The sequence below is a fragment of the Corynebacterium glaucum genome, assembly GCF_030408855.1.
Lineage (GTDB): Bacteria > Actinomycetota > Actinomycetes > Mycobacteriales > Mycobacteriaceae > Corynebacterium > Corynebacterium glaucum.
The window spans coordinates 411,351-437,293 of the sequence record NZ_CP047358.1 but is presented as its reverse complement, the minus strand read 5'-3'; the positions used below and the strand labels follow the sequence as shown (position 1 = coordinate 437,293).

Annotated in this window: 25 protein-coding genes and 1 pseudogene; 4 read left to right on the top strand and 22 right to left on the bottom strand. The window is 64.2% G+C overall.

Annotation, left to right across the window (positions count from 1 at the left end):
* Positions 1–3: 3 nt before the first annotated feature.
* Both CGLAUT_RS02160 and eccCb read right to left on the bottom strand, forming a co-directional pair.
* On the bottom strand, positions 4–1,020 hold the full coding sequence (locus CGLAUT_RS02160) for a type VII secretion-associated protein (protein ID WP_290186037.1): 1,017 nt from the start codon (positions 1,018–1,020) through the stop codon (positions 4–6).
* The gene (eccCb, locus tag CGLAUT_RS02155; RefSeq protein WP_290186036.1) at positions 1,017–4,739 is read right to left on the bottom strand and encodes a type VII secretion protein EccCb; all 3,723 of its coding nucleotides are present in this window, start codon (positions 4,737–4,739) and stop codon (positions 1,017–1,019) included. Before eccCb ends, CGLAUT_RS02160 begins: the two co-directional genes overlap by 4 nt.
* Positions 4,740–4,915: 176 nt before the next feature.
* Between eccCb and CGLAUT_RS02150 the strand changes: the two genes are divergently transcribed.
* The 3 genes from CGLAUT_RS02150 to CGLAUT_RS02140 all read left to right on the top strand — a co-directional run bounded on the left by CGLAUT_RS02150 (position 4,916) and on the right by CGLAUT_RS02140 (position 8,677).
* Entirely contained in the window at positions 4,916–6,037 is a 1,122-nt protein-coding gene (locus tag CGLAUT_RS02150) for an Hsp70 family protein (RefSeq protein WP_290186034.1), read from the top strand.
* A gap of 94 nt (positions 6,038–6,131) precedes the next feature.
* A complete protein-coding gene (eccD, locus tag CGLAUT_RS02145; protein ID WP_290186032.1) occupies positions 6,132–7,451 on the top strand; it encodes a type VII secretion integral membrane protein EccD in 1,320 nt (439 codons plus the stop codon).
* Positions 7,452–7,453: 2 nt separating this feature from the next.
* Entirely contained in the window at positions 7,454–8,677 is a 1,224-nt protein-coding gene (locus tag CGLAUT_RS02140) for a S8 family serine peptidase (protein ID WP_290186030.1), read from the top strand.
* On the opposite strand, the gene eccB is transcribed toward CGLAUT_RS02140, so the two are convergent.
* The 20 genes and pseudogenes from eccB to CGLAUT_RS02040 all read right to left on the bottom strand — a co-directional run bounded on the left by eccB (position 8,643) and on the right by CGLAUT_RS02040 (position 24,880).
* Positions 8,643–9,887 carry a type VII secretion protein EccB gene (gene eccB, locus CGLAUT_RS02135; RefSeq protein WP_290186028.1) on the bottom strand — a complete coding sequence of 415 codons (1,245 nt, stop codon included), beginning with the start codon at positions 9,885–9,887 and terminating at the stop codon, positions 8,643–8,645. The two genes, CGLAUT_RS02140 and eccB, sit on opposite strands and share 35 nt — an antisense overlap.
* 118 nt (positions 9,888–10,005) lie before the next feature.
* Entirely contained in the window at positions 10,006–12,255 is a 2,250-nt protein-coding gene (locus CGLAUT_RS02130) for a DUF6541 family protein (protein ID WP_290186027.1), read from the bottom strand.
* Between the two features lie 59 nt (positions 12,256–12,314).
* On the bottom strand, positions 12,315–13,178 hold the full coding sequence (truA, locus tag CGLAUT_RS02125) for a tRNA pseudouridine(38-40) synthase TruA (protein WP_290186025.1): 864 nt from the start codon (positions 13,176–13,178) through the stop codon (positions 12,315–12,317).
* Between the two features lie 82 nt (positions 13,179–13,260).
* Positions 13,261–13,848: a 50S ribosomal protein L17 gene (gene rplQ / locus CGLAUT_RS02120; RefSeq protein WP_290186023.1), complete on the bottom strand. Its 588-nt coding sequence runs from the start codon at positions 13,846–13,848 to the stop codon at positions 13,261–13,263.
* Positions 13,849–13,909: 61 nt separating this feature from the next.
* Complete coding sequence (locus tag CGLAUT_RS02115; protein ID WP_290186021.1) at positions 13,910–14,923, bottom strand: DNA-directed RNA polymerase subunit alpha; 1,014 nt, start codon at positions 14,921–14,923, stop codon at positions 13,910–13,912.
* Between the two features lie 87 nt (positions 14,924–15,010).
* A complete protein-coding gene (gene rpsD / locus CGLAUT_RS02110; RefSeq protein WP_095659259.1) occupies positions 15,011–15,616 on the bottom strand; it encodes a 30S ribosomal protein S4 in 606 nt (201 codons plus the stop codon).
* 27 nt (positions 15,617–15,643) lie between these two features.
* The gene (rpsK, locus tag CGLAUT_RS02105; protein WP_290186018.1) at positions 15,644–16,045 is read right to left on the bottom strand and encodes a 30S ribosomal protein S11; all 402 of its coding nucleotides are present in this window, start codon (positions 16,043–16,045) and stop codon (positions 15,644–15,646) included.
* Between the two features lie 3 nt (positions 16,046–16,048).
* The gene (gene rpsM, locus CGLAUT_RS02100; protein ID WP_095659257.1) at positions 16,049–16,417 is read right to left on the bottom strand and encodes a 30S ribosomal protein S13; all 369 of its coding nucleotides are present in this window, start codon (positions 16,415–16,417) and stop codon (positions 16,049–16,051) included.
* Positions 16,418–16,600: 183 nt separating this feature from the next.
* Positions 16,601–16,819 (bottom strand): translation initiation factor IF-1, encoded by a 219-nt coding sequence (gene infA / locus CGLAUT_RS02095; protein ID WP_018017508.1) that lies wholly within the window; start codon positions 16,817–16,819, stop codon positions 16,601–16,603.
* A 192-nt stretch (positions 16,820–17,011) separates the two neighbouring features.
* Positions 17,012–17,839: a L,D-transpeptidase gene (locus tag CGLAUT_RS02090; RefSeq protein ID WP_290186016.1), complete on the bottom strand. Its 828-nt coding sequence runs from the start codon at positions 17,837–17,839 to the stop codon at positions 17,012–17,014.
* Positions 17,840–17,888: 49 nt separating this feature from the next.
* Entirely contained in the window at positions 17,889–18,686 is a 798-nt protein-coding gene (gene map / locus CGLAUT_RS02085) for a type I methionyl aminopeptidase (protein WP_290186015.1), read from the bottom strand.
* A gap of 85 nt (positions 18,687–18,771) precedes the next feature.
* Positions 18,772–19,317 carry an adenylate kinase gene (locus tag CGLAUT_RS02080; protein WP_290186013.1) on the bottom strand — a complete coding sequence of 182 codons (546 nt, stop codon included), beginning with the start codon at positions 19,315–19,317 and terminating at the stop codon, positions 18,772–18,774.
* Positions 19,317–20,645 carry a preprotein translocase subunit SecY gene (gene secY, locus CGLAUT_RS02075; RefSeq protein WP_290186011.1) on the bottom strand — a complete coding sequence of 443 codons (1,329 nt, stop codon included), beginning with the start codon at positions 20,643–20,645 and terminating at the stop codon, positions 19,317–19,319. The genes CGLAUT_RS02080 and secY overlap by 1 nt, the downstream gene beginning before the upstream one ends.
* Positions 20,646–21,119: 474 nt before the next feature.
* Positions 21,120–21,560 (bottom strand): annotated as a pseudogene (rplO, locus tag CGLAUT_RS02070) (50S ribosomal protein L15); the annotation flags it as partial.
* A 7-nt stretch (positions 21,561–21,567) separates the two neighbouring features.
* Positions 21,568–21,753 carry a 50S ribosomal protein L30 gene (rpmD, locus tag CGLAUT_RS02065; RefSeq protein WP_095659251.1) on the bottom strand — a complete coding sequence of 62 codons (186 nt, stop codon included), beginning with the start codon at positions 21,751–21,753 and terminating at the stop codon, positions 21,568–21,570.
* 5 nt (positions 21,754–21,758) lie between these two features.
* Positions 21,759–22,442, bottom strand: coding sequence for a 30S ribosomal protein S5 (gene rpsE / locus CGLAUT_RS02060; RefSeq protein ID WP_290186009.1), 684 nt, complete (start codon positions 22,440–22,442; stop codon positions 21,759–21,761).
* Positions 22,443–22,482: 40 nt separating this feature from the next.
* A complete protein-coding gene (gene rplR / locus CGLAUT_RS02055) occupies positions 22,483–22,896 on the bottom strand; it encodes a 50S ribosomal protein L18 (RefSeq protein WP_290186007.1) in 414 nt (137 codons plus the stop codon).
* A gap of 2 nt (positions 22,897–22,898) precedes the next feature.
* Positions 22,899–23,435, bottom strand: a complete 537-nt coding sequence (gene rplF / locus CGLAUT_RS02050; protein WP_290186005.1) for a 50S ribosomal protein L6 — start codon at positions 23,433–23,435, stop codon at positions 22,899–22,901.
* Between the two features lie 19 nt (positions 23,436–23,454).
* Positions 23,455–23,853 (bottom strand): 30S ribosomal protein S8, encoded by a 399-nt coding sequence (gene rpsH, locus CGLAUT_RS02045; RefSeq protein WP_290186003.1) that lies wholly within the window; start codon positions 23,851–23,853, stop codon positions 23,455–23,457.
* Between the two features lie 280 nt (positions 23,854–24,133).
* On the bottom strand, positions 24,134–24,880 hold the full coding sequence (locus CGLAUT_RS02040; protein WP_290186001.1) for a DUF2786 domain-containing protein: 747 nt from the start codon (positions 24,878–24,880) through the stop codon (positions 24,134–24,136).
* A 161-nt stretch (positions 24,881–25,041) separates the two neighbouring features.
* Here CGLAUT_RS02040 and CGLAUT_RS02035 point away from each other — a divergent pair, with 161 nt between their 5' ends.
* Entirely contained in the window at positions 25,042–25,899 is an 858-nt protein-coding gene (locus CGLAUT_RS02035) for a formate dehydrogenase accessory sulfurtransferase FdhD (protein WP_290185999.1), read from the top strand.
* The last annotated feature ends 44 nt before the right edge of the window (positions 25,900–25,943 follow it).

The window sequence follows — 25,943 nt, the reverse complement described above, 5'->3', positions numbered from 1 at the left end:
TTTTCATCCGCTCATGGCGCCCACCTCTTCCTCCGGTTCGAAGGGATCGGACGGTTCGAACACAGCGGATTCAAACGCCATCCGGCAAGTGGCTTGCTGCACTGTCGTCGGTGCGCTGCGCGTGTGGCACGCGACGAACACCTGATAGTTGTCGTGCGGCCAGGTCTTCCACAGCACTTCAGATCCGTCGGCGGGCAGCTCCCGGTACGTCAGCGAGTGCCCGTCGGTATCCACAAGCTCGGTCTCGGGGTCGGCTTCCACATCGCGAAGCAGCTGCTCCGCCATCGTTTCGGCAGGCAGGTTGTACAGCTCGTCGACACTAATCAACAGCCGGAAGTCCGGGTCGGGGCCGGTTGCCCGCCACATCCCGTCGACATCTTCCAGCTCGAAGCCCGCAGGCAGTTCCACCCGCACCCCGTCTCGCTCCAGCACCACAGTGTCCGCAGCTTGTTCGCTTGTCGACGCCTCCGTCACCGCCGCAGCGGACCCCGGCGCGTCCTCGCTATCGGTGGGAGTCATGCCAGCGTCGTTCTGATCAGCAGCGTTGTGTTCACCAACGGGCGCCGAGCGGCCGACCAGGTTTGCCGCGGTCATCCCAATCACCACCGCGCATACGACCGCCACCGCGGCAGCCACCGCGAGCACCACCCATTCCGGTCGGCGACCGCTCTCCGCATCTACCCCGCGGACGAGGACATCAAGATCACCGGAGTCGTAGAGGCCGAAGGCATTTGTATCGGCGTCGTCGGGCAGCGCTTCCGTAGTCAACCTGATCTCGTACCCCGCCAGCGCCGCCTCAAGCTCCGCTAGCCGAGCCGGAGAAGCGGCAACGTGCACGTGCGCGCCCGCAGGTTCCGGGCCGAAGACATTGCGCACATAATTGGCGATCTCGCGCGCGGAAGGCGCATCCATCCGGTGCAAGTTCGCGACCCCAGTGAACACCGTTGAAGTCTCAGTGACAGTGATGCGCAGCGCGGCCTCGCTCGCCTGTGTCGCTGGATACGCATGCGTCTGCGTCATAGTTGCTCCCCCTCACTAAACGGCGCAACGAGCTGCACCGTCCCGATTGCGCCGCCGCCCTGTACTAACGTTGCTCGCCCTGGCGCAAGTGGGCCGGGTCGCACGTCAAAGAGCGCGCCTTCGTCGCGGTTGCCGTCCATGATCATCACGTCCGGGTGCAGGTCCTTGAGCCCACCGAGGAACCCACCGAACAACGCGCGCGAAACCCCGCCGAACTTGCGGGCACAGACCACATGAAGACCGATGTCGCGCGCGTGCGGCAGCAGTTCAACCACGTCGCGCAGCACCGCATCGCCGACCAGGTCCAGGTCGTCGATCACCAGGTAGAGCTCGGGGCCTTCCCACCAGGAGCGGTCCGCGAGCTGCTGCGGCGAAACGTCAGCGTCAGGCAACCTCGAGTTCAGGGTCACAGTCAGCGCACGCACCGCGTCGCTGATCGTGCTTGCCGACGCCCCGTACGCCGCCACCATGTCTTCCGGCGCCCGCCCCAGATGGGCGCGCCGAGGGTCGAGGATGACCATGCGCGCGTGTTCTCGAGGCATCGCCGCGATTGCGGTGATCGCACTGGCAATGAACGTCGACTTACCCGCGCCTGTTGAGCCAATAGCGAGGGCATGCCCAGAGACGCAGTAGAGCGGCTCAAGACGTGGTCCGCCGACGCCGATTGGGATGCTTGGTGCGGCGGTAGCGAAGCCGTCGATAAGCGTGCGCACATGCACATGGGTAGGCAGCACCTTGAGCTGTGGGACCCGGGGTTGTTCGGCGGTGACGCGCGCGATGTGGGCGAGGTCTTCGAGGCTGGTGCGGGCGATCAGCATGACTTTGGCCTCGGGTGTGAGGCCGATTCCGGGGCGCTGTGGGAGGGCGAGCTGCGCTTTGCGGTCGATGAGTGAATCCATCGGCTCGGTGAGCGCGAGCTCGATACGGGTGCCAATCAAGTCACGCACCGCGACGCGAACCGCACTCCACCGCTGCGTGGTCAGCACCAAATGCACGCCCGCAGCAGGGCCTTCGGAGGCGATGCGGGTCAACGCATCGCGCAGGTCCTCGAGCTTGGAGTCGGTGGCCAGCAGCGCGTGCCAGCCGTCGATAAGCAAAAGCGTGTGGCGCTGCGGGGTGTGCTGGGAGACGGCGACGTCGTCGACGACCCCGAGGACCTCGTCGACGATGCGGCGGACGCGCTCCTCGTCGGTGCGGGTTGCCACGCCTGCGACGTGCGGGAGAACTTCGAGCTCGGTAAGCGAGCCACTCCCGGCGTCGATGGCGTAGACCGCGATTTGGTCGGTGGTGTGTGTGAGGGCAAGCGATGCGACGAGCGTTCGCAGCGCTTCTGATTTGCCGGTTTGCGGTGCACCAGCGATCGCGAGGTGGCCGCCGGCGGACGTGAGGTCCACGATGAGGGTGTCTTGGCGCTGCAAGTACGGCTCGTCGACGAGGCCAACCGGTACGTGCAAGAAACCTAGGTCGGGCTCACCGCGGCGGATCGCGTGCAGCGCGAGCGTGTCCGGCAGCGGCTCGAGCCAGACCTTGTGCGCGTGCATGCCTGCGTGCGCCGCCAGCGCTTTCGTCCGGGCCACGACTGCATCGAGCACAGTTGTCGACGGGTCCGTCTGAATGGTTTCTGCCGGGGCGGCGGCAAGCTGTTCCGCGAGTAAGGCGTGCTCGTCGTCCCAGCTCACGAACTCGCGCACGGGAAGGTGAACCGCGTCATGCTGCGCGGTGACCTTGCGGGTGAGCGGCCCGGAGACGTACGCCGCGCGGAAACGGATCAGCTCGGGCGACGCCGCTTTGAGATAGCCGGATCCAGGCTCGCCGGGCAGCTCGTAGGCATCGGGCACGCCGAGCACTTGGCGGGATTCGGCGGCGGAAAAGGTTTTCAAACCGATGCGGTAGGACAGGTGCGAATCCAGCCCACGCAGTTTGCCTTCCTCGAGGCGCTGGGAGGCGAGCAGTAAGTGCACTCCAAGCGAGCGTCCGAGTCGGCCGATAGCCACGAACAAATCGGCGAAGTGCGGGTGCTGGGAGAGCAGTTCGGAGAATTCGTCGACAATGACCATGAGTGCCGGCAGCGGGTCGAGGGGCGCACCGTCGGGATCGGTGGCGCCGCCCATGCGCGCGGCGGTGTAGTCGGTGATGTTGGCGAAGTTGCCGCGTTTGCGCAGCAGCTCCTGACGGCGGTGCATTTCGCCGGACAGCGCGTCGTACATGCGCTCCACCAGCACAGCCTCGTCTTCGAGGTTGGTGATCACGGCTGAGGTGTGCGGCAGCGCCTCACAGCCGAGGAAGGTTGCACCGCCTTTGAAATCCACGAGCACCAAATTGAGCTCATCCGGCGAGTGGGTGGCGGCCAGCGCCACCACCAACGTGCGCAGAAGCTCGGACTTGCCGGAACCCGTCGCGCCGATGCACAGCCCGTGCGGGCCTGCGCCTCCGTGCGCAGCCTCTTTGAAGTCCAGATAGACGGCCTGGCCGGTGGGCGTGGCACCGATTGGCACCGTCAGGCGCGATTTGGTGCCTTCGCGCCCGGGCCACATGGCGGTGACGTCGGCCGCGGTAATCATCGCAGGGTCCGTTTCCTCTGAAAGCCGGTCAAGACCGAGGAGCGCTAAAGCATCACCGCTACCGTCTTCACCCGCGTCTTCCGGACGCCGGTAGAACGCAAGGTGTCTGGCCACGAACTCTGCTTCAGATTCCGGGAAGGCATCGGGCGCGCCAAGATGTTCGACGCCGCTGCCGGTGTGTGCGGTGATGGTTTCGTCGCAGACCAAGTGAAGTGCGAAGTCGTCGACGTAGTACTCCGGGTCCGGGTGGATCGTGATTACGCAATCACTGTCCTCGACGGCGATGGCGGTGGCGATTGTGGATGACGGCTGCAACGAGGCGTCGATAAGCGAAAGACGAAACTGTGCCCGCTCGGGCGAGCGAGCGTGCGGCAACCACTTGGCCCAGCCGAAGCCCGCGCGATGCTCATCAATGCCGACGAGCTCCGGGCCGTGGAAGAACGCAAGCTGACAGATGATGGACCGGGCAAGTTCCGCTGCGCGTGGACCTGCGAGAGTCACGGCCGGAAAGGCAGCAAGCTGCACGACAATCGGCATTCCGTGAACCGCATTGACCGCTGCGACGGTGCGGCGCAGGCTCACCGCGCAAACCGGATCGAGATCCTCGGGCGAACCTGGATCGTCCACCTCGACCGGCGTGTGCAGCGCCGTTGCCCCGGTGCCGATGCGCACCTGGAGTGCCTGCGGGTCGTGCGCGCCGCGTTCCCACACGCGTTCGGTGGGCACCGCCGCGGCAAGCTCGCCCGGCGCGGGATGCAGGTAGGCGAAGTGCGCGCGCTGCTTTTCCGCGTTCTTCCGGGCGCGGACAGCAAGCGCGTCGAGGTGGCGCAGGTAGACCCGGCGCGTCTCATCGATGTCGCCCTGGCGCTCCTGGGGTGTGAACAAACCGACCATGCCGATGACCATCATGAGCGGAAAGACCAGCATCATTGGGCTCATACCCCGGCCAGATAGCGCCATCAGCGCCATCACCGCGCCGATGGCCACGAGCATGACCACGGGGATGAGCACGCGGATGATCGGCACCGGCTGATCCTTTTGCGCGGCGGGCACCGGTTCAGCGTGGAGGCTGCCTGCCGGTAGCGGTGGCGCGAGCTCCGCGGGCGCGGGATGGGTCGCAACCGGCGCGATCACCGGATTGTGGTCAAGACCAAGCATGGGTGATGAATCCCCCTGTTGATGTCCGATGCAGATGCCGGCTCCCCCGAACCAGTCCCCCTCTCTGCGGACGTTGCTTCGAAGTGTAAGCGATGGCGGAACTTCTGGCGCTTCAAGCCCATTGAACTGGGGAGACCACAGCAGACATCGCGCACCGCACTTGAAAGGTTTGCCCAATGGCCAACGAATGGACCTTGTCGATCGACCTCGGCACCGCCACGACCACCGCAGCACATGCGTACGCGGGGCGCGGCGGGGCCGAGACGCTGTGGCTGAGCAACGACGGCCCGGGGATGCCGTCCAGTGTGTTCTGGGACTACCCGGGCAGATTCCTTGCCGGGCACGAGGCTGTGGCCAGGCAGGTCGCGCACCCGGTGGGGTTCATCCCGTCCGCGAAGGAAATGCTGTCCGCCAAGAGCCACTACGTCCTGGGCCAAGCACTGCCCCCGCACTGGCCAGCAGCCATAGTGATGCAGTCCGTGGTGCAGCGGGCGATCGCGGTGCACAACGACACCCCGCCGAGCGGTGTGGTGATCACCCACCCGTACGAGTGGGACGAGGACTCCGACCCCATGCAGCAGATCACTCACGCTGCTGCGACACTGGGGCTACCCCACGCCGCGGTGAGGTTCATGCCGGAGCCCATCGCCGCCGCCCGCCACTTCGCATCCCATCACCGGGCGCGGCCCGGCGAGCGGATCATCGTGTGCGACTGCGGCGCGGGCAATACCCGAGCGGCAGTGCTTGAAGCGCAGCCTGGCGGAGAATTTGCTGTTGTCTTAGCGGATTCTTCCCGGTACGCAAGCGGTAAGGCAACGGATACGGCAGTGTCTTCTGTGGCGCACAAGCATCTCGAGGAGAGATACCCCCACCTATTCAACGCGCTGGACAACACGCGCAACATGGAAGAGCGCTACGAGTTCCTCCGCCGGATGAAACGCGCAATGCACGCCCTTTCCCACTCGCCGGTGGTAACCGTTCCAGTGACGGTCGGTGGCCACACCGTCGAGTTGGACATTCTGCGCTCCGAGGTCGAGCCGCAATTGCGCTACGTCACCGATGACCTCCGACGCTTACTGGAGCGGGTGCACAAAAAGGCGAACCTGCAGAACTTGAACAATGCGGCGACGATCTACCCGGTCGGTGGGGTGTCCCAGATTCCGCAATTGGTGAACGTGCTGCGCGAATTCGGCAACGTCGCCCCACTCGACTACCCGGAAACCGCAGTCGCACGCGGGGCGCTGAGTGAGCCAGCCGCACCCGGGCTTTTCGATTTCCTGTGGACGCGCAAACGCTGATCGGCCATACTTGACGCACACACTGCGCGGCAATTGGGGGTCCGCGCGAGTTTGACCTGTGTTTGACCCGAGTTTGACCCTGGGGGGATCTACTGTGGTTGCCACTTCGGCCCACCACCTCGTGCGCGTCACGGTGCGCGTGAGCGTGGCGAACCTGCACCGCGACATCGACGTCACGCTTCCGACAGCATCGACACTCGCGGAGATCTTGCCCGAGCTCGTGCGGCTCATCGACGTGCCGGACATCCACCGTCCGTGGCAGGCCTCGACACTCGGCGGAGCACCCCTCGACATGCACAACCCGCTTCACAAGCTCAAGCTTTACGACGGCTCGGTGCTCACGCTCCACCCCATCGAACCGCCCGCGCCACCCGTTGTACGCGACGCCGCGGAATCCTTGGGTGCCGCAGCGCAGCAGGCACGCGACATTCAGGGCCTCGACGTGGCGGCAGGGGTTGCTGGCGCTGCGGGGTTCGCACTGCTGGCTCACCGGCTTGTTCCCACGCCGGGAACACTGTGCCTCGGCGCCTTAGTCTTGCTCGTCGTCGGCGTAGTGGCCCGTTCGCGCGGCATGTTCTGGCCCGTTCCAGCTCTTGGGGCAATCGCGGCCGCGATGTGGGTGGCGGGTCCACGGGCGGAGTGGCTCAGCGCGAGCGATCCCGCCATCGGGGTTCTCACCGGTGCACTCGCGGCCGCGGTGCTGGTTGCGGTCGGCGGTGTCCTGCGTCTGGCCGGACCCACAATGAGCGCGTTTTATCTCACCGCTGCCGTGTTGCTCGGCGTTGGAGCTGGCGGCGCTTGGCTGCCTGCGGCGAACGCGCCTGCTGCGGTGATCGTGCTCGGGGCCGTCCTTACCGTCATGGCGACTCCTGGTGTTGCGAGCCGCGCCGCAGGTTTGCAGATCCCGCGAATTCCAACTGCCGGAGAGGAATTCGAGGCTTCCGACGGCTACCAGGCAGACGTGGATGCGCGCAGTGCTGTTGCCGTAGCGATCACGCAGGCAATGTCCTGCGCCGTCGCCGTGTGCGCTATCCCTGCGCTTGCTGTCCTTGCGGCGGCGGGAGGCGGCTGGGTGGTTGCGACGGCGTTGAGCGCCGCCGGTGCGCTCGGGCTTTACGCTTCGCGGCACCACTTCCCCGGGGCGCGGGTGCCGTTAATGCTCACCGCGCTAGCCGGGGCCGCAGCAAGCGTTTACGTGGTGGCGAGGATGCCGGAGCCGCACGCCGTATTAGTCGCACTCGCCATCGTGGTGGTCTTGGTTGCCAGCATCGCACCCCTGTGGGCGCCGCGCGTACCGCAATTCGAGCCCACCACGGTGGTGTGGTTCGAACGCGCTGAAGCAGCCGCCATCATCGCGGTGATTCCTCTGGCGGTGCACCTCACCGGGTTGTTCACCTTGATCCGGGGGCTGTAAGTATGGGCCGTCCACCTCGTCGCATTCGAGCCGCACGCTTTTGGGCATCAACGGGTGTCGCTGCATTCGCCGCGCTATCGCTCGCGCCCGCCGCGGAAGCGCAAGACTACGCCTGCAAAGAACCCGCCCACATTGGTACAGACGCATTGCCGGCGGGTGATCCCGCCCTTGACCAGGCACATCGCTTTGCGACGGGCGCAAGCGTGCGGGTCGCAGTGATCGACACCGGCGTGGCCTCGCACCCAGAACTCGGCAACGTGATCGCGGGGCGCGACTTTGTCGACCCCGCAGCACCCGATCCGCAGTTTGACTGCGACAGCCACGGCACTGTGGTCGCCGGCATCATCGCGGGGCGCAGTCGCGGCGTGGCTCCCGGCGCGGAGGTGGTGTCGATCCGGCAGACCTCGGCCCACTACCGCGAACGCACTGTGACTGCCCCTGGGACTGACCCTTGGACTGACCCCGGCGAAGACACGGAGGCGGCGGACAGCGGCGGCACATTGCAGACCTTGGCAGACGCGATCCATAACGCCCTCGACGAGAACGCCAAGGTGATCAACATTTCTGTGGTCTCGTGTTTGCCGCCCGAAGTCGCAAAACGGGTGGACACACGCGTGGTTGATGCGGCACTCGCCAGGGCCGAGGCCGAGGGTGCAGTGGTGGTTGCTGCGGCCGGAAACGCCAGCGATGAATGCCAAGACGGGTACACGGTGGTACCCGCGCACTCACCGACGGTGATTGCGGTGGGTGCCCGCGCTGACGACTATTCCTTGGCAAGCTATTCCGTTTCTGCACCGGATCGCAGCGTGTCCGCGCCGGGCCAGGTGGAAGCGGCGCTGGCCTCCGACGGATCCGGGTGGGCCGCAGGCACCCACGGCACAAAAGGAACCGTAACGCCCTACACCGGCACCAGCTTCGCAGCACCGATGGTTTCGGGAGCTGTCGCGCTGCTGCGAGAGCGCCACCCGCATTTGAACCCCGCTGAGATCCGCGAACTCATCTACGCCGCAGCCGAGCCCGGCGACGGCGCGGTCGATCCGTACGGGGTGATCACCCACCTGCCTGCTGACAGTGCCGAAGAGGCGGCGCCGCTATTGATCACGCCTACGGCCGAGGAATCCTCGGACGTCGCGGGCAGGGGCTGGGTGCTTGCGGCTGCAGCGCTCGCACTGCTCACCGCGGCCGCGGTTGCTAATACGTGGCGACGAGCGCTGCCTCACGCGTAAGCGCATCACCCTCCGGCAGCAGCGCCAAAATGGGCCACGCCACCTCGTCGATCCGTTCCACGCCGATCATCTCCAGCGTCTCGCGTTGCGGCACCGAATGGCGCAGCCCGTTGCCCGCAATCACGTGAAAGCCGTGGCCGGAATCGGCGCCGACAGACCCGTTGGCAAGACCTGCGAAATGCGTGGCTACTGCGGATCCGGACAGCTCGATCGCACCCGCCAGAGCTTCATCCGGAGCGAGGACCGCGCCGCCGCCGTCTGGGCTCACGCAGATCGCACGCGATTCCGGGTCAACCCAGGTTGGTGAAACCTCCGGCAACTGCAGCTCCACCGGCGGGTCTGCATCCGGGTAGGTGGCGATGTCGGCTCTGGTGGTATCGATGCGTTGGGCCGAGGCGTCGATAAGCAATTGCTCCTGCAATGAAGTGATCTCCTGGACCCCTCCGGATGCGGTGCGCAACCAGGAGCCTGCCTCGGTGCGCAGCACGGCGGGCGTTGGTGAGGGGAAGGCGAACGGTGGGAGTTCGCGGATGCCGACGAGGACCTTGGCAGGCGGCTCCCAGCGCGGAGTGGATGCGTCGATGCCGAGGCCACGACGCAGGATGCGACCTTCCGGAGTGGTTGGTGGCGGAAGCTCGGTGCGGCCGGTGGCGGTCACGACCCATTCCCGGCTATCGGCGGTGGCCAGCACGGCTTCGTCGGAGGCGAGCGGCGGTGGGGCATCGCCCGCGCGAACCACGATCGCATCGCCGCTGGTGCAGGCGGACCAGGAGTCGTGGGAGTTGGCATCGGCTGCGAACATCGACGGGGCGGTCACGATGCCGACTGGCACGCCTCTGGCGAGGGCCGTGAGATACTCGTCGCCGGCACGCGCCGGCTCCGCAGGGCCGCCGGCGATGAGGCGCGCGGAGGTGAGGTTAGTGACCGGGTGTGCGGCATCCTCGACGCGCACGTAAAGCGTGCCGTCCGCTGCGCGGAGAATCGGGGCGTCGCCGGGGTCGGGGTTGGGCCGCATCCACGCGAAGAGCCCCATCACGCCGGAGATCATGCAGACGGCGACCAGACCGAAGATCATGGCGCGTCGGCGCGAACCCAGCGGGTCGTGGATCATGCGCACGTCGCCGAAGATCAGCCCGTGCTCGACGCGTCGGCGCATGAAGCGGTGGCCTGAAACCTGCGTTTTTGTGGTTGGCAAAAAACGTTTCGCCATGGCGTGCAATTTCCCCCGTGTGCTTGCGCCGGCTCCCCCGAACCAGCTTCGGGTTCACCTTAGCGCTTGAGGGATGGGCGCGCTGGGTTGCGCAAGACCGAGCTTCGACGAGACCGGGCTAGTTCAGCACGCCCATGGTGTTCCAGGTGGCGGTGCCGCTGCCCGCGGAGTCGTTTTCGGCGGGGCCGGTGGGGCCGGTGGGGCCGGTGGGGCCGGTGGGGTCTGGCGGAGCCGGCAAACCGGAGGGCGAGAGCTCGGCCAACTCTTCGGAGCCGTGCTCGAGTGCGTCGCGGCGCATGTCTTTGAGTTCCATGTCGGTGAACTGGCTGTTCACCGCGAAGATGACCACGTCACCCTTGCGGTAGACGGGTGTCACACCCTTGGATACCCAGAACCCGCGGATTATCTCGAACCGTGGCAATTGGTACCACCAGAACAACCCAGGGCTGGAGATGAAGAACTTCACGTTCAGCTCTTCAATTGCCTTATCTGCGATGGTTTCTGCTGTCGGGTCGCCGCGCAGGCCCTCGCCGATGAAGTCGGGCTGCCAGTACAGGATGTCGAAGTCAGAACCGCGCCCGCCAGTGGGCCACTGGAAGTGACGCGCCAGCGTCGGCACACCCTCGATGGCGTAAATCCAGGAGTGCCCGTCCGAAGGCACGCCCATGGTGTAGCCATCGAACGCCGCCGGCTGGGACGCGAGCCAGTTGAACGCCGCGAGGTCGTCGTTGCTCACCATGCGTTCGCTGTTGCGCGCGGAGGTGAACGCGTTCTTCGCCCCATCAAACGTCGTCTCACGCACGGCAGGTACAGCGAAGGCTGCAACAGCAACCGCAGCCGCCGCGGATGCCGCGGTTGTCGCACGAGCCCAGGCGGGGCTGTCACGCCGAGCAGCGATAGGTGCCAGGGTGATCAGCCGGATCATTGCCGCGACGGCGATCGCAGCTCCGGCAACCACGCACATCGCCACCGGCAAGATGAGGCGGTGTGCTGTGTTGTAGTGCAGGTTGCCAATCGACGCCAGCGCGTCGCCGTACCAGGTGTCGAACGGGTCGATGGCGTTCACTGTGGCGGTCAGGCTAATCAGGTAGAACAGCGCTGGCCAGATCTGGCCGCGCCAGAACAGTGCCACGAGCGCGCCGAAGCCGGCGAGCCAGAGCGCGATCGTCGCGTCGAAGTCCGGGAAGAACTCGAGGATGTGGCGGGTCTCCATTGAGAAGGCGGTTTCCCAGCCGTCGGTGTTCGACGCGTCCTCAAACGCCTGCCATCCGGATACTTCCTCGGCCTGCTCCGAACCAGCCAGTGCAATCGGCAGGAACGTCAGCGCACCACCAACTGCCGGCAGCGCCATCCAGACCGTATCCATGACACGACTGCGCTCCGGGCGCACCAGGGTGGAGGTGAGCCAGAACAGTACCACCGCGATCACAATCACGGTCACTGCCGACGGGTGCGCAGTCAGCACTCCGACAAACCCGAGCGCCGCAGACAGCGCACTTGCACGCGCCCCAGGCACGGAAATGAACTGCCAGATGACGATGCCCGTCATAGACATGGCGAACAGGTACGGCCACATGCCTACGTAGTCGCCGATCCACGCCACCTGCGGTGCGGCGTAGATCGCAATCGCGGCTAGGCCGGCACCGATCTGCGCCGTTACCCCGCGCGAGCGCAGGAACGCGAACACCAGGCACGCCATCGTGATCGGCAGCGCAAGCCCGCTAAGCACGATTTGTCCAATGTTCAGTGCTGGCACCGGGTCAAGCCCCGCCGCCTCGCCGAAGAGCGCAATGCCCGCGTGGAACGCCGCCGGGTAGAGCAGATCCGCGTGCGTCTCCACATTCTGCAGCTCGCCCATGCGCGTCGATGACGCGATCCCTGTGTCCATGATGAAGCGCACCGTGTTCGCGTGCCACTGCACGTCCCACCCTTGGAAGATGTTGTTCACCCCGTGCGGCAGCCGCACCAGCCACGCGAGCCGATCCGAGATGAGCATGAATGCCCCTACCGCGATTCCCGCGCCGGGCAGGATCCAGTACGGATCAAGCAAGCTGCGTTCGCGCCACTTGCCGGGAAATAGCGCCCTGCGCCACGTCACGGTCTTCCATCTGCGCGCCTTGCGCACGAACGCGGCGCGCCACACTGCTGCCACCAACACCGCGATGACCACGGAGACGCCGTACGTCCACAGATTGAACGGCGCTGTCGTGAGCCCCCAGCCCCAAGCGCCTAACCCGATCACGCCGAAGGTGACCGGCAGCGCCACAGCGGCAGCCGCTGGTGCCCGCATGCCCGCAACCCAGTTGATGATCCAACCTGGAAGCAGGAAAAATGCAACGGCGAACCACGCGGCGGCAGTCGTCGTCATTGTGCCTCCAAGCTCCGGGATGTATCAGAGGAAACTTACCGCATGCATTCTATTGCGCGTTAGAGGCTACGCCGGTCACGGGTCACCTTCACCCGCGCAGCCAGGTCTTCCTCCCGGGGGTATTCCACGCCCGTCAGCGTCAGCCCTTTCGCTGGGGCGAGCGGCACCTCTGGATCACGCGAGTCTTTCGCCAGCAATCCAACCGCCCACTCCAGGTCGCGGCGCCCCTCCCCCACTGTCAGGCACGCAGCCACCAGCGCGCGCACCATGTTCCAACAAAACGCGTCCGCGGTGATGTGTGCTTCCAGCAAACCGGGCTCGTGCGCGCTCGACGCGTCGAACCATTGAAAGCCCAGCACCTCCCGAATGGTGGTCGCGTGCTCGCGGGGCTTGCAGAACGCAGCGAAGTCGTTCAGCCCCACCAAAGCCCCTGCTGCTTCCTGCGCCCGCCCAAGGTCCACGGGTTTGCCCCACACTGCGGTGTCGCGCGCCCGCGTGGGCAGCGCGCCCGCTGGGTCGGTGGTCACCCGGTATGTGTAGCTGCGGGTAAGCGCCGCAAACCGGGCGTCGAAAAGCTTTGGCACCTCCTGTACCCCAAACACCCGCACGTCTTCAGGGAGCAATTTTGCTAATCGACGGACCATTTTTCCCGCATCCCCATCCAACGAACGCTGCTGCAGGCTGGCGCGGGGAATGTCGGTGTGGGCGACCTGCGCGGCGGCGTGCACGCCTGCATCAGTGCGTCCAGCGACGGTGAGCGCCACGGGCACCCGAAGCACGAGAGACATGGCGTCTTCGATCGTGGCTTGTACGGTGCGGGTGCCGTCGGTTTGGCGGGCCCAGCCATGGAAGTCGGTGCCGTCGTAGGCGATGTCGAGGCGCAGGCGCATCATCTCGGGCGCGGAATTGAGTGCGGGTTCCATCGTGTTGGCAGCGTAGCAGCACGAAAAACCGGCGACCGGAGATGAATCCGGTGCCGGTTATTTCAGCCGGGCGAGTCAGAACTTACTTCTGCTGCTCCTGCTCCGGGGTCTCCGGCTTTGCGGCGTCAGCCTCAACGGCTGATTCGTTGGCAGCTTCAGCAGCCTCAACCTCGGCGGCCTGCTCGGCCTCGACAGTTTCGGTCTCAGCCGGGTCCACGGTCTCCGTGGTGTCCTCAGCTTCAGCGGCCTGCTCCTCCTGCGCCTTGCGGGATGCGGCGGCGCGGGCGGTGCGGGTTGCCTCGCTGGACACGGTCTCCTCGGTGACCAGGGAGATGTTGACCATTGCGGCGTTGTCGCCGGTGCGGTTGCCAACCTTGATGGAGCGGGTGTAGCCGCCCTCGCGGTTTGCAAACACCGGTGCAAGGTCGTTGAACAGGTGCGCAACGATGTTCTTGTTCGGCAGCTCAGCGGCCACGGCGCGGCGGTCAGCCAGCGTGCCCTTCTTCGCCTTGGTGATCAGCTTCTCGGCGTACGGGCGAAGCATCTTCGCCTTTGCCTCAGTGGTGGTTATTGCGCCGTGCTCGAACAGGGACTGCGCCAGGTTGGACAGGATGTGCTCCTGGTGCTTGGCGGACCCTCCGAGTCGGGCACCCTTCTTAGGGGTAGGCATGGTTGTAACTCCTCGTGTGCGGTTTGTGAGTGTCTCTTGCGTCTACTCTGTGTTCGGCGCCTTATTCGGCGTCGTCCGCGCTGGTGTCGATGTAGTCACCAGTCTCGGCGTCGTAGCCTTCGAGCTGGGTCGGATCGAAATCTTCCGGGGTGTCCTTCAAGGTCAGGCCCAGGTTAGCGAGCTTGATCTTGACCTCGTTGATGGACTTCTGACCGAAGTTACGAATGTCCAAAAGGTCGGACTCGGTGTGCTCCGCCAGCTCGCCGACGGTGGCAATGTTCTGGCGCTTCAAGCAGTTGTAGGAGCGCACGGAGAAGTTCAGGTCCTCGATGGGCATGTTGTAGGCAGCAATGTACTCCGTCTCCTGCGGGGACGGGCCGATCTCAATGCCTTCAGCCATGGTGTTCAGCTCGCGAGCCAGGCCGAACAGCTCCACCAGAGTGGAACCAGCGGAAGCCAGGGCGTCGCGCGCAGTCATCGAGTTCTTGGTCTCAACATCGATGATGAGCTTGTCAAAGTCGGTGCGCTGCTCAACACGGGTCGCCTCAACCTTGTAGGCGACACGGGTAACCGGGGAGTAAATCTGGTCAACCGGGATGCGGCCAACCTCTCCACCGGAGTTCGGCATAGCCGGGACATAGCCGCGGCCGCGCTCCACAACAAGCTCCATCTCGAGACGCGCCTGCTCGTTCAGGGAGGCGATGTGCAGATCCGGGTTGTGGATCTCCACGCCAGCCGGCGGCTCGATTGCCGCAGCGGTGACATCGCCAGGGCCCTCGACGGACAGGTACATAACCACCGGCTCGTCAGAGTCGGAGGACAGCACCAGGTCCTTCACGTTGAGGACGATCTCAGAGACGTTCTCCTTGATGCCGTTGATCGTGGTGAACTCGTGCAGCACACCCTCGATCTTGATCGAGGTCACTGCTGCGCCCGGGATGGACGACAGCAGCGTGCGGCGCAGCGAGTTACCCAGGGTGTAGCCGAAACCAGGCTCCAGCGGTTCGATGACGAACTTCGAGCGGTTGGTATCGATGTACTCCTCGGTCAGTTGGGGACGCTGAGAGATGAGCATGGACTTCTCCTTTTTCGGCACCCGCTATTTGATGCCGGTAGGTGATGGAAGATTACGCGGTTGAAGTAAACGTCGAAAAGCGAAAGCTTACTTCGAGTAGAGCTCGACGATGAGCTGCTCTTGCAGCGGAACGTCGATCTGAGCGCGCTCGGGCAGCTGGTGCACGAGGATGCGCAGGGTCTCCGGAACGACCTGCAGCCAGGCCGGAACGACAGCGTCAAGCAGGTTGTCCTGGGCCTCTTCGAACCAGAGCATGTTGCGGGACTTGTCGCGGACATCGATGATGTCGTACTGGGTGACTTGGAAGGACGGGACGTCGACCTGCTTGCCGTTGACCGTGAAGTGGCCGTGGGACACAAGCTGGCGAGCCTGACGACGGGTGTTGGCCAGACCAGCGCGGTAAACAACGTTGTCCAGGCGGGACTCCAGCAGCACCAGCAGGTTGTCGCCGGTCTTGCCCGGGAGGCGGTTGGCCTCCTCGTAGTAGCGGCGGAACTGCTTCTCCATCACGCCGTAGGTGAAGCGAGCCTTCTGCTTCTCCTGCAGCTGGAGCAGGTACTCGGATTCCTTGATGCGAGCGCGGCCAGCCTGCCCCGGAGGGTAGGGACGGCGCTCAAAGGACATGTCGCCGCCGACAAGGTCGACGCGGAGGCGACGGGACTTACGGGTAGCAGGGCCGGTGTAACGAGCCATGATGTAGTACCTCTTTTCCTTTCTGCCTTAAACGCGACGACGCTTCGGCGGACGGCAGCCGTTGAACGGCTGCGGGGTCACGTCCGAGATCGAGGACACCTCCAGGCCAGCGGCCTGGAGCGAACGGATTGCGGTCTCGCGGCCGGAGCCCGGACCCTTGACAAACACGTCAACCTTCTTCATGCCATGCTCCATTGCCTTGCGCGCAGCGTTCTCAGCTGCCATCTGCGCGGCGAACGGAGTGGACTTGCGGGATCCCTTGAAGCCGACGTGGCCGGAGGATGCCCAGGAGATCACAGCACCGGACGGGTCCGTGATGGACACGATGGTGTTGTTGAAGGTGGACTTGATGTATGCGTGGCCGGCGGCCACATTCTTCTTGACGACGCGACGTCCGCGACGCGCGCCCTGACGAGTCTTCGGTGGCATGTGTTACTTCTTCTTTCCTGCGATGGTCTTCTTCGGGCCCTTGCGGGTACGCGCGTTGGTCTTCGTGCGCTGGCCGCGGACCGGCAGGCCGCGGCGGTGGCGCAGACCCTGGTAAGAGCCAATTTCGATCTTGCGGCGGATGTCAGCCTGTACCTCGCGGCGCAGGTCACCCTCGACCGTGTAGTTGTTCTCAATCGCGTCGCGCAGCTGGGAAAGCTGCTCGTCCGACAGATTGTCGGTGCGCAGGTCAGGAGAAATGCCCGTCATCTCGAGCAGTTCCTTGGATCGGGTCGGGCCGATGCCGTAGATGTATGTGAGTGCAATCTCCATGCGCTTGTTGCGTGGGAGATCCACACCAGCAAGACGTGCCATAAGGGTCACGTTCCTTTCGGGTTGTTACGGTGGTTTTCTCCCCACCCGTCCGCGCCTTCCAACACTTTGTCCGGGCCGTGCCGGAGGATGGGCTGGGGTTTCACGCGGCTCCGGCCACCGTGGCCGGAGGTGAAAAGACACATCCACCTAGGGATGCGCCGTGGGTAAGGAGGCGAAAGTGTGTTACTTGTAGCGGTAGGTAATACGCCCGCGGTCCAGGTCGTACGGGGAAAGTTCCACGATGACGCGGTCCTCCGGGAGGATGCGGATGTAGTGCTGGCGCATCTTGCCACTGATGTGGGCGAGAACCTCGTGCCCGTTGTCCAACTCGACTCGGAACATCGCGTTCTTCAAGGGCTCGACGATGCGGCCCTCAACCTCGATTGCGCCTTCTTTTGCCATACACTCCACTTCCTACAGCACATGCACGTTCGCGCAGGTACTTGACGTATTTTCCGAATTGCTACGCGGCGCAGGCTTGGTCGGCGTGCACCGCCTACCCTGCACCAAACCACGATAATAGCCACCCACCTGCGAAAAGACAAACCCGCCCCGGTCGCGTTTGCAACTCGGAGCGGGTGGATTGACGGCGGTTTAGTACACGTAAACCTTGTCGCCGATCTGCAGATCGTTGAAGTACTTCTGCGCGTCTGCGCGATTCATACGGATGCAGCCGTGAGAGAGGATGTTCGGATCACCCTGGTGGAAGGCGATGCCATTGTTGGTGAAGTACACCGCGTACGGCATCGGAGCGTCGTTGAACTCCCAGGAGATCTCGTCGATCACCTTGCGGTTGACGTAAAACGTGCCGCGCGGGGTCTCGTGGCCAGGGCGGCCCGGGCCGATGAATACGGATCCGTAGTACACCTCGCCGTTACGCTGCAGCCAGGAGCGGCGGCCGTCGAGGTCGATGCAGGCCTTCGCATCCTTCGGGCAAGAACCGTAGTCGAACGCCGGCGCGGGTGCCGGGGCCGGAGCAGGTGCAGGTGCGGGAGCCGGGGCCGGTGCGGGTGCCGGGGCCGGCGCGGGGGTGCGTTCCGCGATCAGACCCGGGAAGAACGTCTCCACCGTCTGGTCGATGGCGGCCTTCGCTTGGGCGGGCAGCTCCGGGTTCAGGGCGCCAAGGGCATCCGCCTGCTGGCGCAGCGAGGTGCGCAGGTTCCACGCGGCGTCGCGTACGGCGACATCCGAGCTCGAGCTCAACGAAGCGTACTGCGCGTTTACCTGGCTTAGAAAAGCGTCAAGCCCGGTGCTGGAGGTGCTGGAGGAGAACTGCTGAAGCGGTGATGCCGGCTGCGCGGCGGCGACAGCAGGGTTCACGATGAGGGAGGCAACAACGCCTGCGCTGGCGGCAACGGAGAGCACGCGCCGCTTAACCTTGGACGGCACAGACAGCGCTGCGTGGCGGGAAGAGTATGACATGCGCAGCAGTATAGCCTGCGCACTACGTCTTACGCGCGCGAACTGCGGTTTAAGCCGCATCCCGCGGTGTGAGAATGCGCGGGCCGTTCGCAGTTGCGGCAACGGTATGTTCCCAGTGCGCCGCGGGGGACCCATCAAGTGTGACAACTGTCCAGTCATCTTCAAGCACCCGCGAGTCGGTCTCGCCGCCCAGGATCAACATCGGCTCGATCGCCAGCACGGAGCCCTCTTGGATGAGGGGGCCACGACCAGGCCGACCCTCATTCGCCAGGTACGGATCCTCGTGCATGGTGCGGCCGATACCGTGCCCGCCGTAGCCGTCGAGAATGCCGAGCTCCACCCCGAAGCGTTCCTCCGCCGCATACGTCGCCAGCTCCAGCGCGTGCGACACATCCGTCAACCTATTGCCCGGCACCATCGCCTTCAGCCCCTCCATCAGCACCCATTCAGTCGCAGCATTGAGCTTATCGACGGCACCTTCCAACTGCCCTACCCCAAAGGACCAGGCGGAATCCCCGACCCACCCATTGAACGTGGCGCCGCAGTCGATGGAGACCAAGTCCCCTTCCGCGAGTACGACGTCCCTGCTTGGGATACCGTGCACCACGACCTCGTTCACGCTGGCGCAGATCGAGCCGGGGAATCCGTTGTATCCCAAAAACGTCGGTATCGCACCGTGATCGCGGGTCACGGTTTCGGCGACGGTATCCAGATCAAGCGTGGTCACACCCGGCTTCGCAGCGGCACGAACCTCCTGCAGGGCGACGCCGACGATGCGCCCGGCAGCCTCCATCGCGTCGAGCTCTTCCGGAGTTTTTGCGGCGATCTTGCGTTTACGGAAAGCCATGGTGGGGAATGCGTCCTTCAAAGGGTCGTCGATAAGCGAAAATGAGAAAGGCCGGTGCAAGCACCGGCCGGGGACGAGGCGAGCTTTACTTGCCCAGCGCCTGCATTGCGCGCGCGTTGATCTCGTCTACGTCGCCAACTGCGTCGATGGAGATGATCGCGTCGCCGTAGTGGTCGATCAGCGGGGCTGTCTCATCGCGGTAGACGGCGAGTCGGGTGCGGATGGTCTCCTCGTTGTCGTCTGCGCGACCGCGGGCCAGCATGCGCTCGACCACGACATCCTCATCAACGACGAAGTTCAGTACGCCGTCCAAGGAGTGACCGTGCTTGTTCAGCAGGTCGGAGAGGATCTCTGCTTGCTCCACCGTGCGCGGGAAGCCGTCGAGCAGGAAGCCGTCTTTCGCGTCGTCCTCATCGAGGCGTGCCTCCACCATGCGGGCGGTGACGTCGGTGGGCACAAGCTTGCCGGCATCGATGTAGCTCTTCGCCTCGAGGCCGAGCGGGGTGCCCTCGCCGATGTTGGCGCGGAAAAGGTCACCGGTGGAGATGTGCGGGACGCCGAGCTTTTCGGAGAGGATGGCCGCCTGGGTGCCCTTTCCAGCACCGGGAGGGCCAAGGAGAACGAGACGCATTATCGCAGAAGTCCTTCGTAGTTGGATTGGAGAAGTTGTGATTCGATCTGCTTGACGGTGGTCAGCGCAACCGAAACCATAATCAGGATGGCGGTGCCGCCGAACGCGCTCATGCCCATCTGGCCGGAGCCGGTCACGCCCGCGTCCATCGCCAGGTTCGGCAGCACCGCGATCAGCGCGAGGTAGATCGCGCCGACAAACAGCAGACGGTTCATCACGAACGCGAGATACTCAGCGGTTGCACGGCCGGGGCGGATACCCGGAATAAAGCCGCCGTATTTCTTCATGTTCTCCGCCTGATCCACCGGGTCGTACTGGATGGAGACGTAGAAGTAGGAGAAGAAAATGATCAGCACGACGTAGGTCAAGATGTACTGCCACGAGCCCGGGTTCTGCAGCCAAGCCATGATGTTGTTCATCCACCAGTTGTCCGGCGGAGTCGGCTTGTTCATGGTGGCAATCTGGGTGATCAGCACCGGCACATACATTAGGGAGGACGCGAAAATGACCGGGATCACGCCTGCCTGGTTGACCTTGAGCGGCAGGTAGGTCGAGGAGCCACCGTACTGACGACGGCCCACCATGCGCTTGGCGTACTGCACCGGGATGCGACGCTGTCCCTGCTCGATGAAGATGATGCCTACAACCAGGATGACAAGTGCCAACACCACTAGTGTGAAGGTCAGCACACCGGAGTTCGCGAGGATGAACGCGCCTTCCGACGGGATTTGGGTAGCGATACCGGCGACGATGAGCAGCGACATACCGTTGCCCACGCCCTTTTCCGTGATGATCTCGCCGAGCCACATGATCAAGATCGCGCCCGAGGTCATGACCACGATCATCATGATCAGGGTCCAGACGTTGCGGTCTTCCACCAGCACAGGCATGCCTTGGCCAAGGAGTTGCTCACGGTCAGCCAGTGCGACGATGCCGGCGGATTGGAGCAGTGCGAGGGCGACGGTGAGGTAACGCGTGTATTGCGTCATCTTCGTCTGGCCGGACTGGCCTTCCTTCTTCAGCTCCTCAAACTTCGGGATCACCACGGTGAGCAGCTGGACGATAATCGACGCCGTAATGTACGGCATGATGCCGATGGCGAAGATCGACAGCTGCAGCAGCGCACCACCGGAGAACAGACCGATGATGGAGAACATCGTGGCTTGCTCGCCTTGGGAGATGTCCTGCAGACGCTGGTTGATCAATGCGTAGTCGACGCCCGGCGTCGGAATCTGAGAACCAACGCGGTACAGGATCATCAGCGCAACGGTGATGAGGATCTTCTTGCGAAGATCAGGGTCCTTGAACGCCTGAGCAATAGCGGACACAAAGCCTCCTGGCTCCCACCGCAGTGGCGCGACGAGAGATAGCGGACAGTTTTCATTGCCGTCAGCCGGCGCGTGCGCTGCGAAAAGGCAGGCGAAAGCTCACCGGCTGTCTATGACCCCATTACCCTAGCAGCAGGGTGCGCGAAAACGGTATTTGCGGTGGCTGTGGCGAGCGTTAGACGCTAGCTTTTTGGGCCTGGCTGGTGCCAAAGCAAATGACCCCCGCCCGGAACGCATGTCCGGAAACGGGGGTCGGAGGTTACGACGCTCAAGCGCCGAACCCGTGTTTTCGAGGGCTTAAGCCTTGGTGGTGTCCTCAGGATCAGCCTCGACGACGGTGGAGCCGCCCTGCAGCGGGTCGGAATCCAGCACGCCGCGTGCACCTTCGGTCGCCTCAGCGGCCGGGGTTGCCTCGCCTGCAGCGGAAGCGGACGGGCCATCGGTGTTCTTCGGAGCGCGCGAGGAGAAATCCTCAGCGCTCGCGGAGCCACCGGCAGCCTCGATCTTCTCGACCGCGGACTTGGAGAATTTGGTGGCGGTGACGTCGAGCTTGACGTTGATGTCGCCGTTGCCGAGCACCTTCACCGGCTCCTTCGCGCGGACCAGGCCCGCTGCGACGATGTCGGCGATGGTGATGGAACCACCGTTCGGGAACGCCTTTGCCAGGTCGGAAACGTTGACCACCTGGTACTCGACGCGGTTCGGGTTCTTGAAGCCCTTCAGCTTCGGCAGACGCATGTGCAGCGGCATCTGGCCACCCTCGAAAGCAGCAGAGACCTGCTTACGAGCCTTGGTGCCCTTGGTACCGCGGCCTGCGGTCTTACCCTTGGAGGCCTCACCGCGACCAACGCGGGTCTTGGCCTTGTTTGCGCCCTGAGCCGGACGCAGGTCATGGAGCTTGATGATGTCAGCCATGTGCTATCTACTCCCCTGCAACTTCTTCGACGGTGACCAGGTGGCGCACCTTCAGGATCTGGCCGCGGGTAGCAGCGTTGTCCTGCTTGATCACAGACTGACCGATCTTGCGCAGACCCAGAGCCTCCAGGTTCTTGCGGGTGACCGGCTTCTCGCCCACCTTGCCGTGGTGCAACGTAATCTTCAGTGCCATGGTGGTTACGCCTCCTGCCCTGCGCGCGCGCGCAGCATACGAGCCGGTGCGACATCCTCGATGGCCTTGCCGCGCTTTGCAGCAACCTCTTCGGGGCGCACAAGCTGCTTCAGGCCGTCCACGGTTGCCTGCACAACGTTCAGCGCGTTGTCGGAACCCAGGGACTTTGCCAGGATGTCCTGGACACCAGCGCACTCGAGCACCGGGCGGACAGCACCGCCGGCGATCACACCGGTACCGGGAGCAGCCGGTCGCATCATCACGATGCCAGCGGCTGCTTCGCCCTGAACCGGGTGAGGGATGGTGCCGCCGATCATCGGGACGCGGAAGAAGTTCTTGCGAGCTTCCTCTGCACCCTTCTGGATAGCAGCCGGGACTTCCTTTGCCTTGCCGTAGCCGACACCGACCATGCCCTCACCGTCGCCAACGACGACAAGTGCGGTGAAGGACATGTTGCGGCCGCCCTTGACGGTCTTGGCAACGCGGTTGATGGTGATGACGCGCTCGATGTACTTATCGCGCTCGTCGTCGCGACCGCCGCGGCGGTCATCGCGGTCACGGCGGCCGCGGCCACCGCGCTCCCCGCGGTCGTTGCGCGCGCCGCGGTCGCCGCCGCGGTTGTTGCGCTCGTCGTTGTTGTTCTGGTCTTCGGCGGTGCGTCCGCCGTCACGCCGTTCACGCTCGGCCATTACGCGATCCTTCCGTTGATGGTGAAAATTGCGGTGCTCATTAGAACTTCAGACCACCTTCACGTGCTGCCTCAGCCAGGGCCGCAACGCGACCGTGGTACTTGTAGCCGCCGCGGTCAAAGACGATGGCGTCAATGCCAGCCTCCTTGGCGCGCTGTGCCACAAGTTCACCGACCTTGGCTGCCTTGTCCTTCTTGTCACCGGCCATATCGCGGATCTCCGGCTCCATGGAGGAGGCGGAAACCAGGGTGTGGCCTGCGAGGTCGTCGATGACCTGGACATGGATGTGACGGGACGAGCGGTGCACGACGAGACGCGGGGTCTCCGGGGTGCCGCGCAGATCCTTGCGAATGCGGTAGTGACGGCGCTGACGCGCCTCGCGGCGGCGGGACGAGATGTCCTTGCCAACCGGAGTGCGCTTGGTGGACGCAGTGTTTTCTGCAGTGTTGCTCATGATTACTTACCCGTCTTTCCGACCTTGCGACGGATCTGCTCACCCTCGTAGCGGATGCCCTTACCCTTGTACGGGTCATCCTTGCGAAGGCGACGGATGTTCGCCGCAATCTGGCCAACCTGCTGCTTGTCAATGCCCTCGATCGAGAACTTGGTGTTGCCGTCAACGGCGAACGTGACGCCTTCCGGCGCCTCGATCAGGATCGGGTGAGAGTAGCCGAGCGAGAACTCGAGGTTCTTGCCCTTCTGCTGGACACGGTAACCAACACCGAAGATTTCCATGTTGATCTTGTAGCCCTCGGTCACGCCAACAACGAGGTTGTTGACCAGCGAGCGGGACAGACCGTGCAGCGCGCGGTTAGTGCGGTGGTCGTCCGGACGGGACACCACGATTTCGTTTTCCTCGACGGATGCGGTGATCGGTGCCGGCAGCTCGAGGCTCAGGGTGCCCTTCGGGCCCTTCACCTCAACGTTTTGGCCGTTGATCTTGGTCTCAACGCCATTCGGAATGGCGATGGGTGCATTACCTACACGCGACATAAGTCTTTCAACCTCCCCTTTACCAGACGTAAGCGAGGACTTCCCCGCCTACGCCTTTCTCGTGTGCCTGACGGTCGGTCAACAGACCCTGGGACGTGGAGATGATGGCCACGCCCAGGCCGCCGAGCACCTGAGGCAGGTCGGTGGACTTCGCGTAAACGCGCAGGCCCGGCTTGGACACGCGGCGCAGACCAGCGATGGAAGCCTCGCGGGTCGGACCGTACTTGAGGTCGAGGGTGAGCTTCTTGCCCACCTTGTCGTCCTCAACCTTGTAGTCGTCGATGTAGCCTTCCTGCTTCAAGATCTCAGCGATGTTCGCCTTGAGCTTGGAGGAAGGCATGGACACCTGGTCGTGCTGCGCAGTGGTTGCATTGCGCACGCGAGACAGCATGTCCGCGATCGGATCAGTCATGGTCATAAGTGACCGTTTCCCTTTCTCGTTGCGGTTCCCATGACCCACCTGGGCGTTTTCCGTGTGATCTGTCGGGGGCTACTTCACGCTCCCCACGCTCAGTAACGTGGGGCGCTCGCCGCCTCCCTGACACGCGGTCCGCATGTACGGCGGGGGGCCTACAACAAAGTTGGAGGTATATTGCTTTACGGCTTGCGCACGCCGGATCACCGGCGCACAAGTCCGACGGGCTACGCTACCGGTTTCCTGGGCAAAGAAGCAAATTGCTTATCGACGCCCCCTGCGCTCACAGCGGCAGCGCCGGACGTACATTGACCCGCGTTTGACCGAGGTCTGTCAAATCACCGGCATCCCTGCCCCGAAAGTACGCATCTGCATCCAGCGATCGGTGGTGCTGCCTGCTGCTCAGATACAGACCCGCCTCGTGCACAAACGCGTCGCGGGCAAGATCGGCGGCCAAAGAGTCGTCGATTAGCGCAAGCGCATACCCGTGATCCCCCTGAGCGATGGTTTCTTCTGCCGCCGAGAGCCGGTGCTCGATGGTTGCTGCGAACCCTGTCATGAAGGACCTGCGGATGACCACCGTGGAATCCGCCCAGCTGTCGGCGCGGAGGCGTCTTGCACCGGTAATCATGACGGGCGCCAGCAGTGAGTAGAGCATTTCAACGCGCTCCATGTGGCGACGCAAGCCGAAGACGGTCGCCTCCTCTACGCGCGTGGAGTTGCGCACGCCTTGGAAGAAGCCGGTGCAGTGCAGCGCGCGGGCGATTGCGAACAGCAGCCGGGATTGCATGTCGGTGTACGCCCCAGTGAAGCGGTAGGTCTTGTGGATCACCTCATCCCCGTCATCTGGCGCGGCGAGATCGCGCTGATCGAATCCGTAGGCGGCCATAAGGTCGAACGCTTTGGCGTAGAACGAGTCGCCCTCGGGCGTGCCCTGCCGATCGGCGGCCTGATTGAGCAGCTTCTGAACCTTTTCTTTAACTTTGTCGATGTCACGCATGTAACGTCCCCCCATTTTCGTTTGTTTCATTTCGTTGTGCCTCAAGTTATATCCCACCGCTCCGACACCGCCAAGGGCCGTGCCGCGGGCCTGTGAGATTCGCGCTTTCGTCCCTGTGGATGGTTCGACGTAACCGCAAGTAGTGTGGGCCGCATGGCTGAAACTGCAATCAAGTTCAACTTGGACTTCGCATGAGCCGAGGCAACCGCCGCTTTGCCGTCACGACGGTCAGCGTCAACGCGGGTCCGGAGGGCAATTGGCGCATCACCGCCGATACGCGTGCTGGCACCGCGCCGGCCGAGGAGCCCCTCGAACTGCGCGCCGCAGGCGAGACACTGGTTACCACGATGCGCACACCCGGCCATGACATCGAGCTTGCGCACGGGTGGCTGTTCACTCAGGGGCTCATCCGCAACCGCGAGGACGTGGTCACCGCCCGCTACTGCGCAGGCGCTGCGGGCACCGGCGAGAACACCTACAACTTGTTGGACATCGCTCTGGCGGATTCGAACCGGGCCGACCTCTCCCCCGGACTCGCTTCCGCCCCTGCGAAACCCGCGACCGGCCTGTGCGGCGTGCCGGTTTCCCAGTACGTGGCGGAGACGGTTATCGGGCTGCCCGGCCCCATCGCGCCCATGGCACTCGACCCCCAGGTGGTCACGGCACTGCCGGGCATGCTTCACGACGCTCGCGCCCAGAAGCGCAGCGGGCTCGATATCGCCGGCGTATTTCGCGCTGACGGCACCCCGGTCGTGGTGCGCGAAGATGTCGACGGGCACCATGCGGCGGACAAGGTCGTCGGCAATCTCCTGCTCGCAGATGCCCTGCCTGCGAACGAGCTAATCCTGGCCACCAACGCCCGCGCCTCCTACGAGCTCGTGCGCAAGGCAGCGGTGGCCGGGTTTGCAGCCGTCGTCACCACCGCGGAGGTGTCCTCGCTCGCGGTTGAGCTGGCTCGCGAAGCAGGCATCGCGCTCGTCGGCCTGGTCAGCGAGAATTCCTTGAGCATCTACGCAGGCGAGTACGCAGCAGATCAAGTACGCAACTAGTCGGTGCCCGCAGTCTCCGTCTCGGATGACGAAGAAGCTGGCTC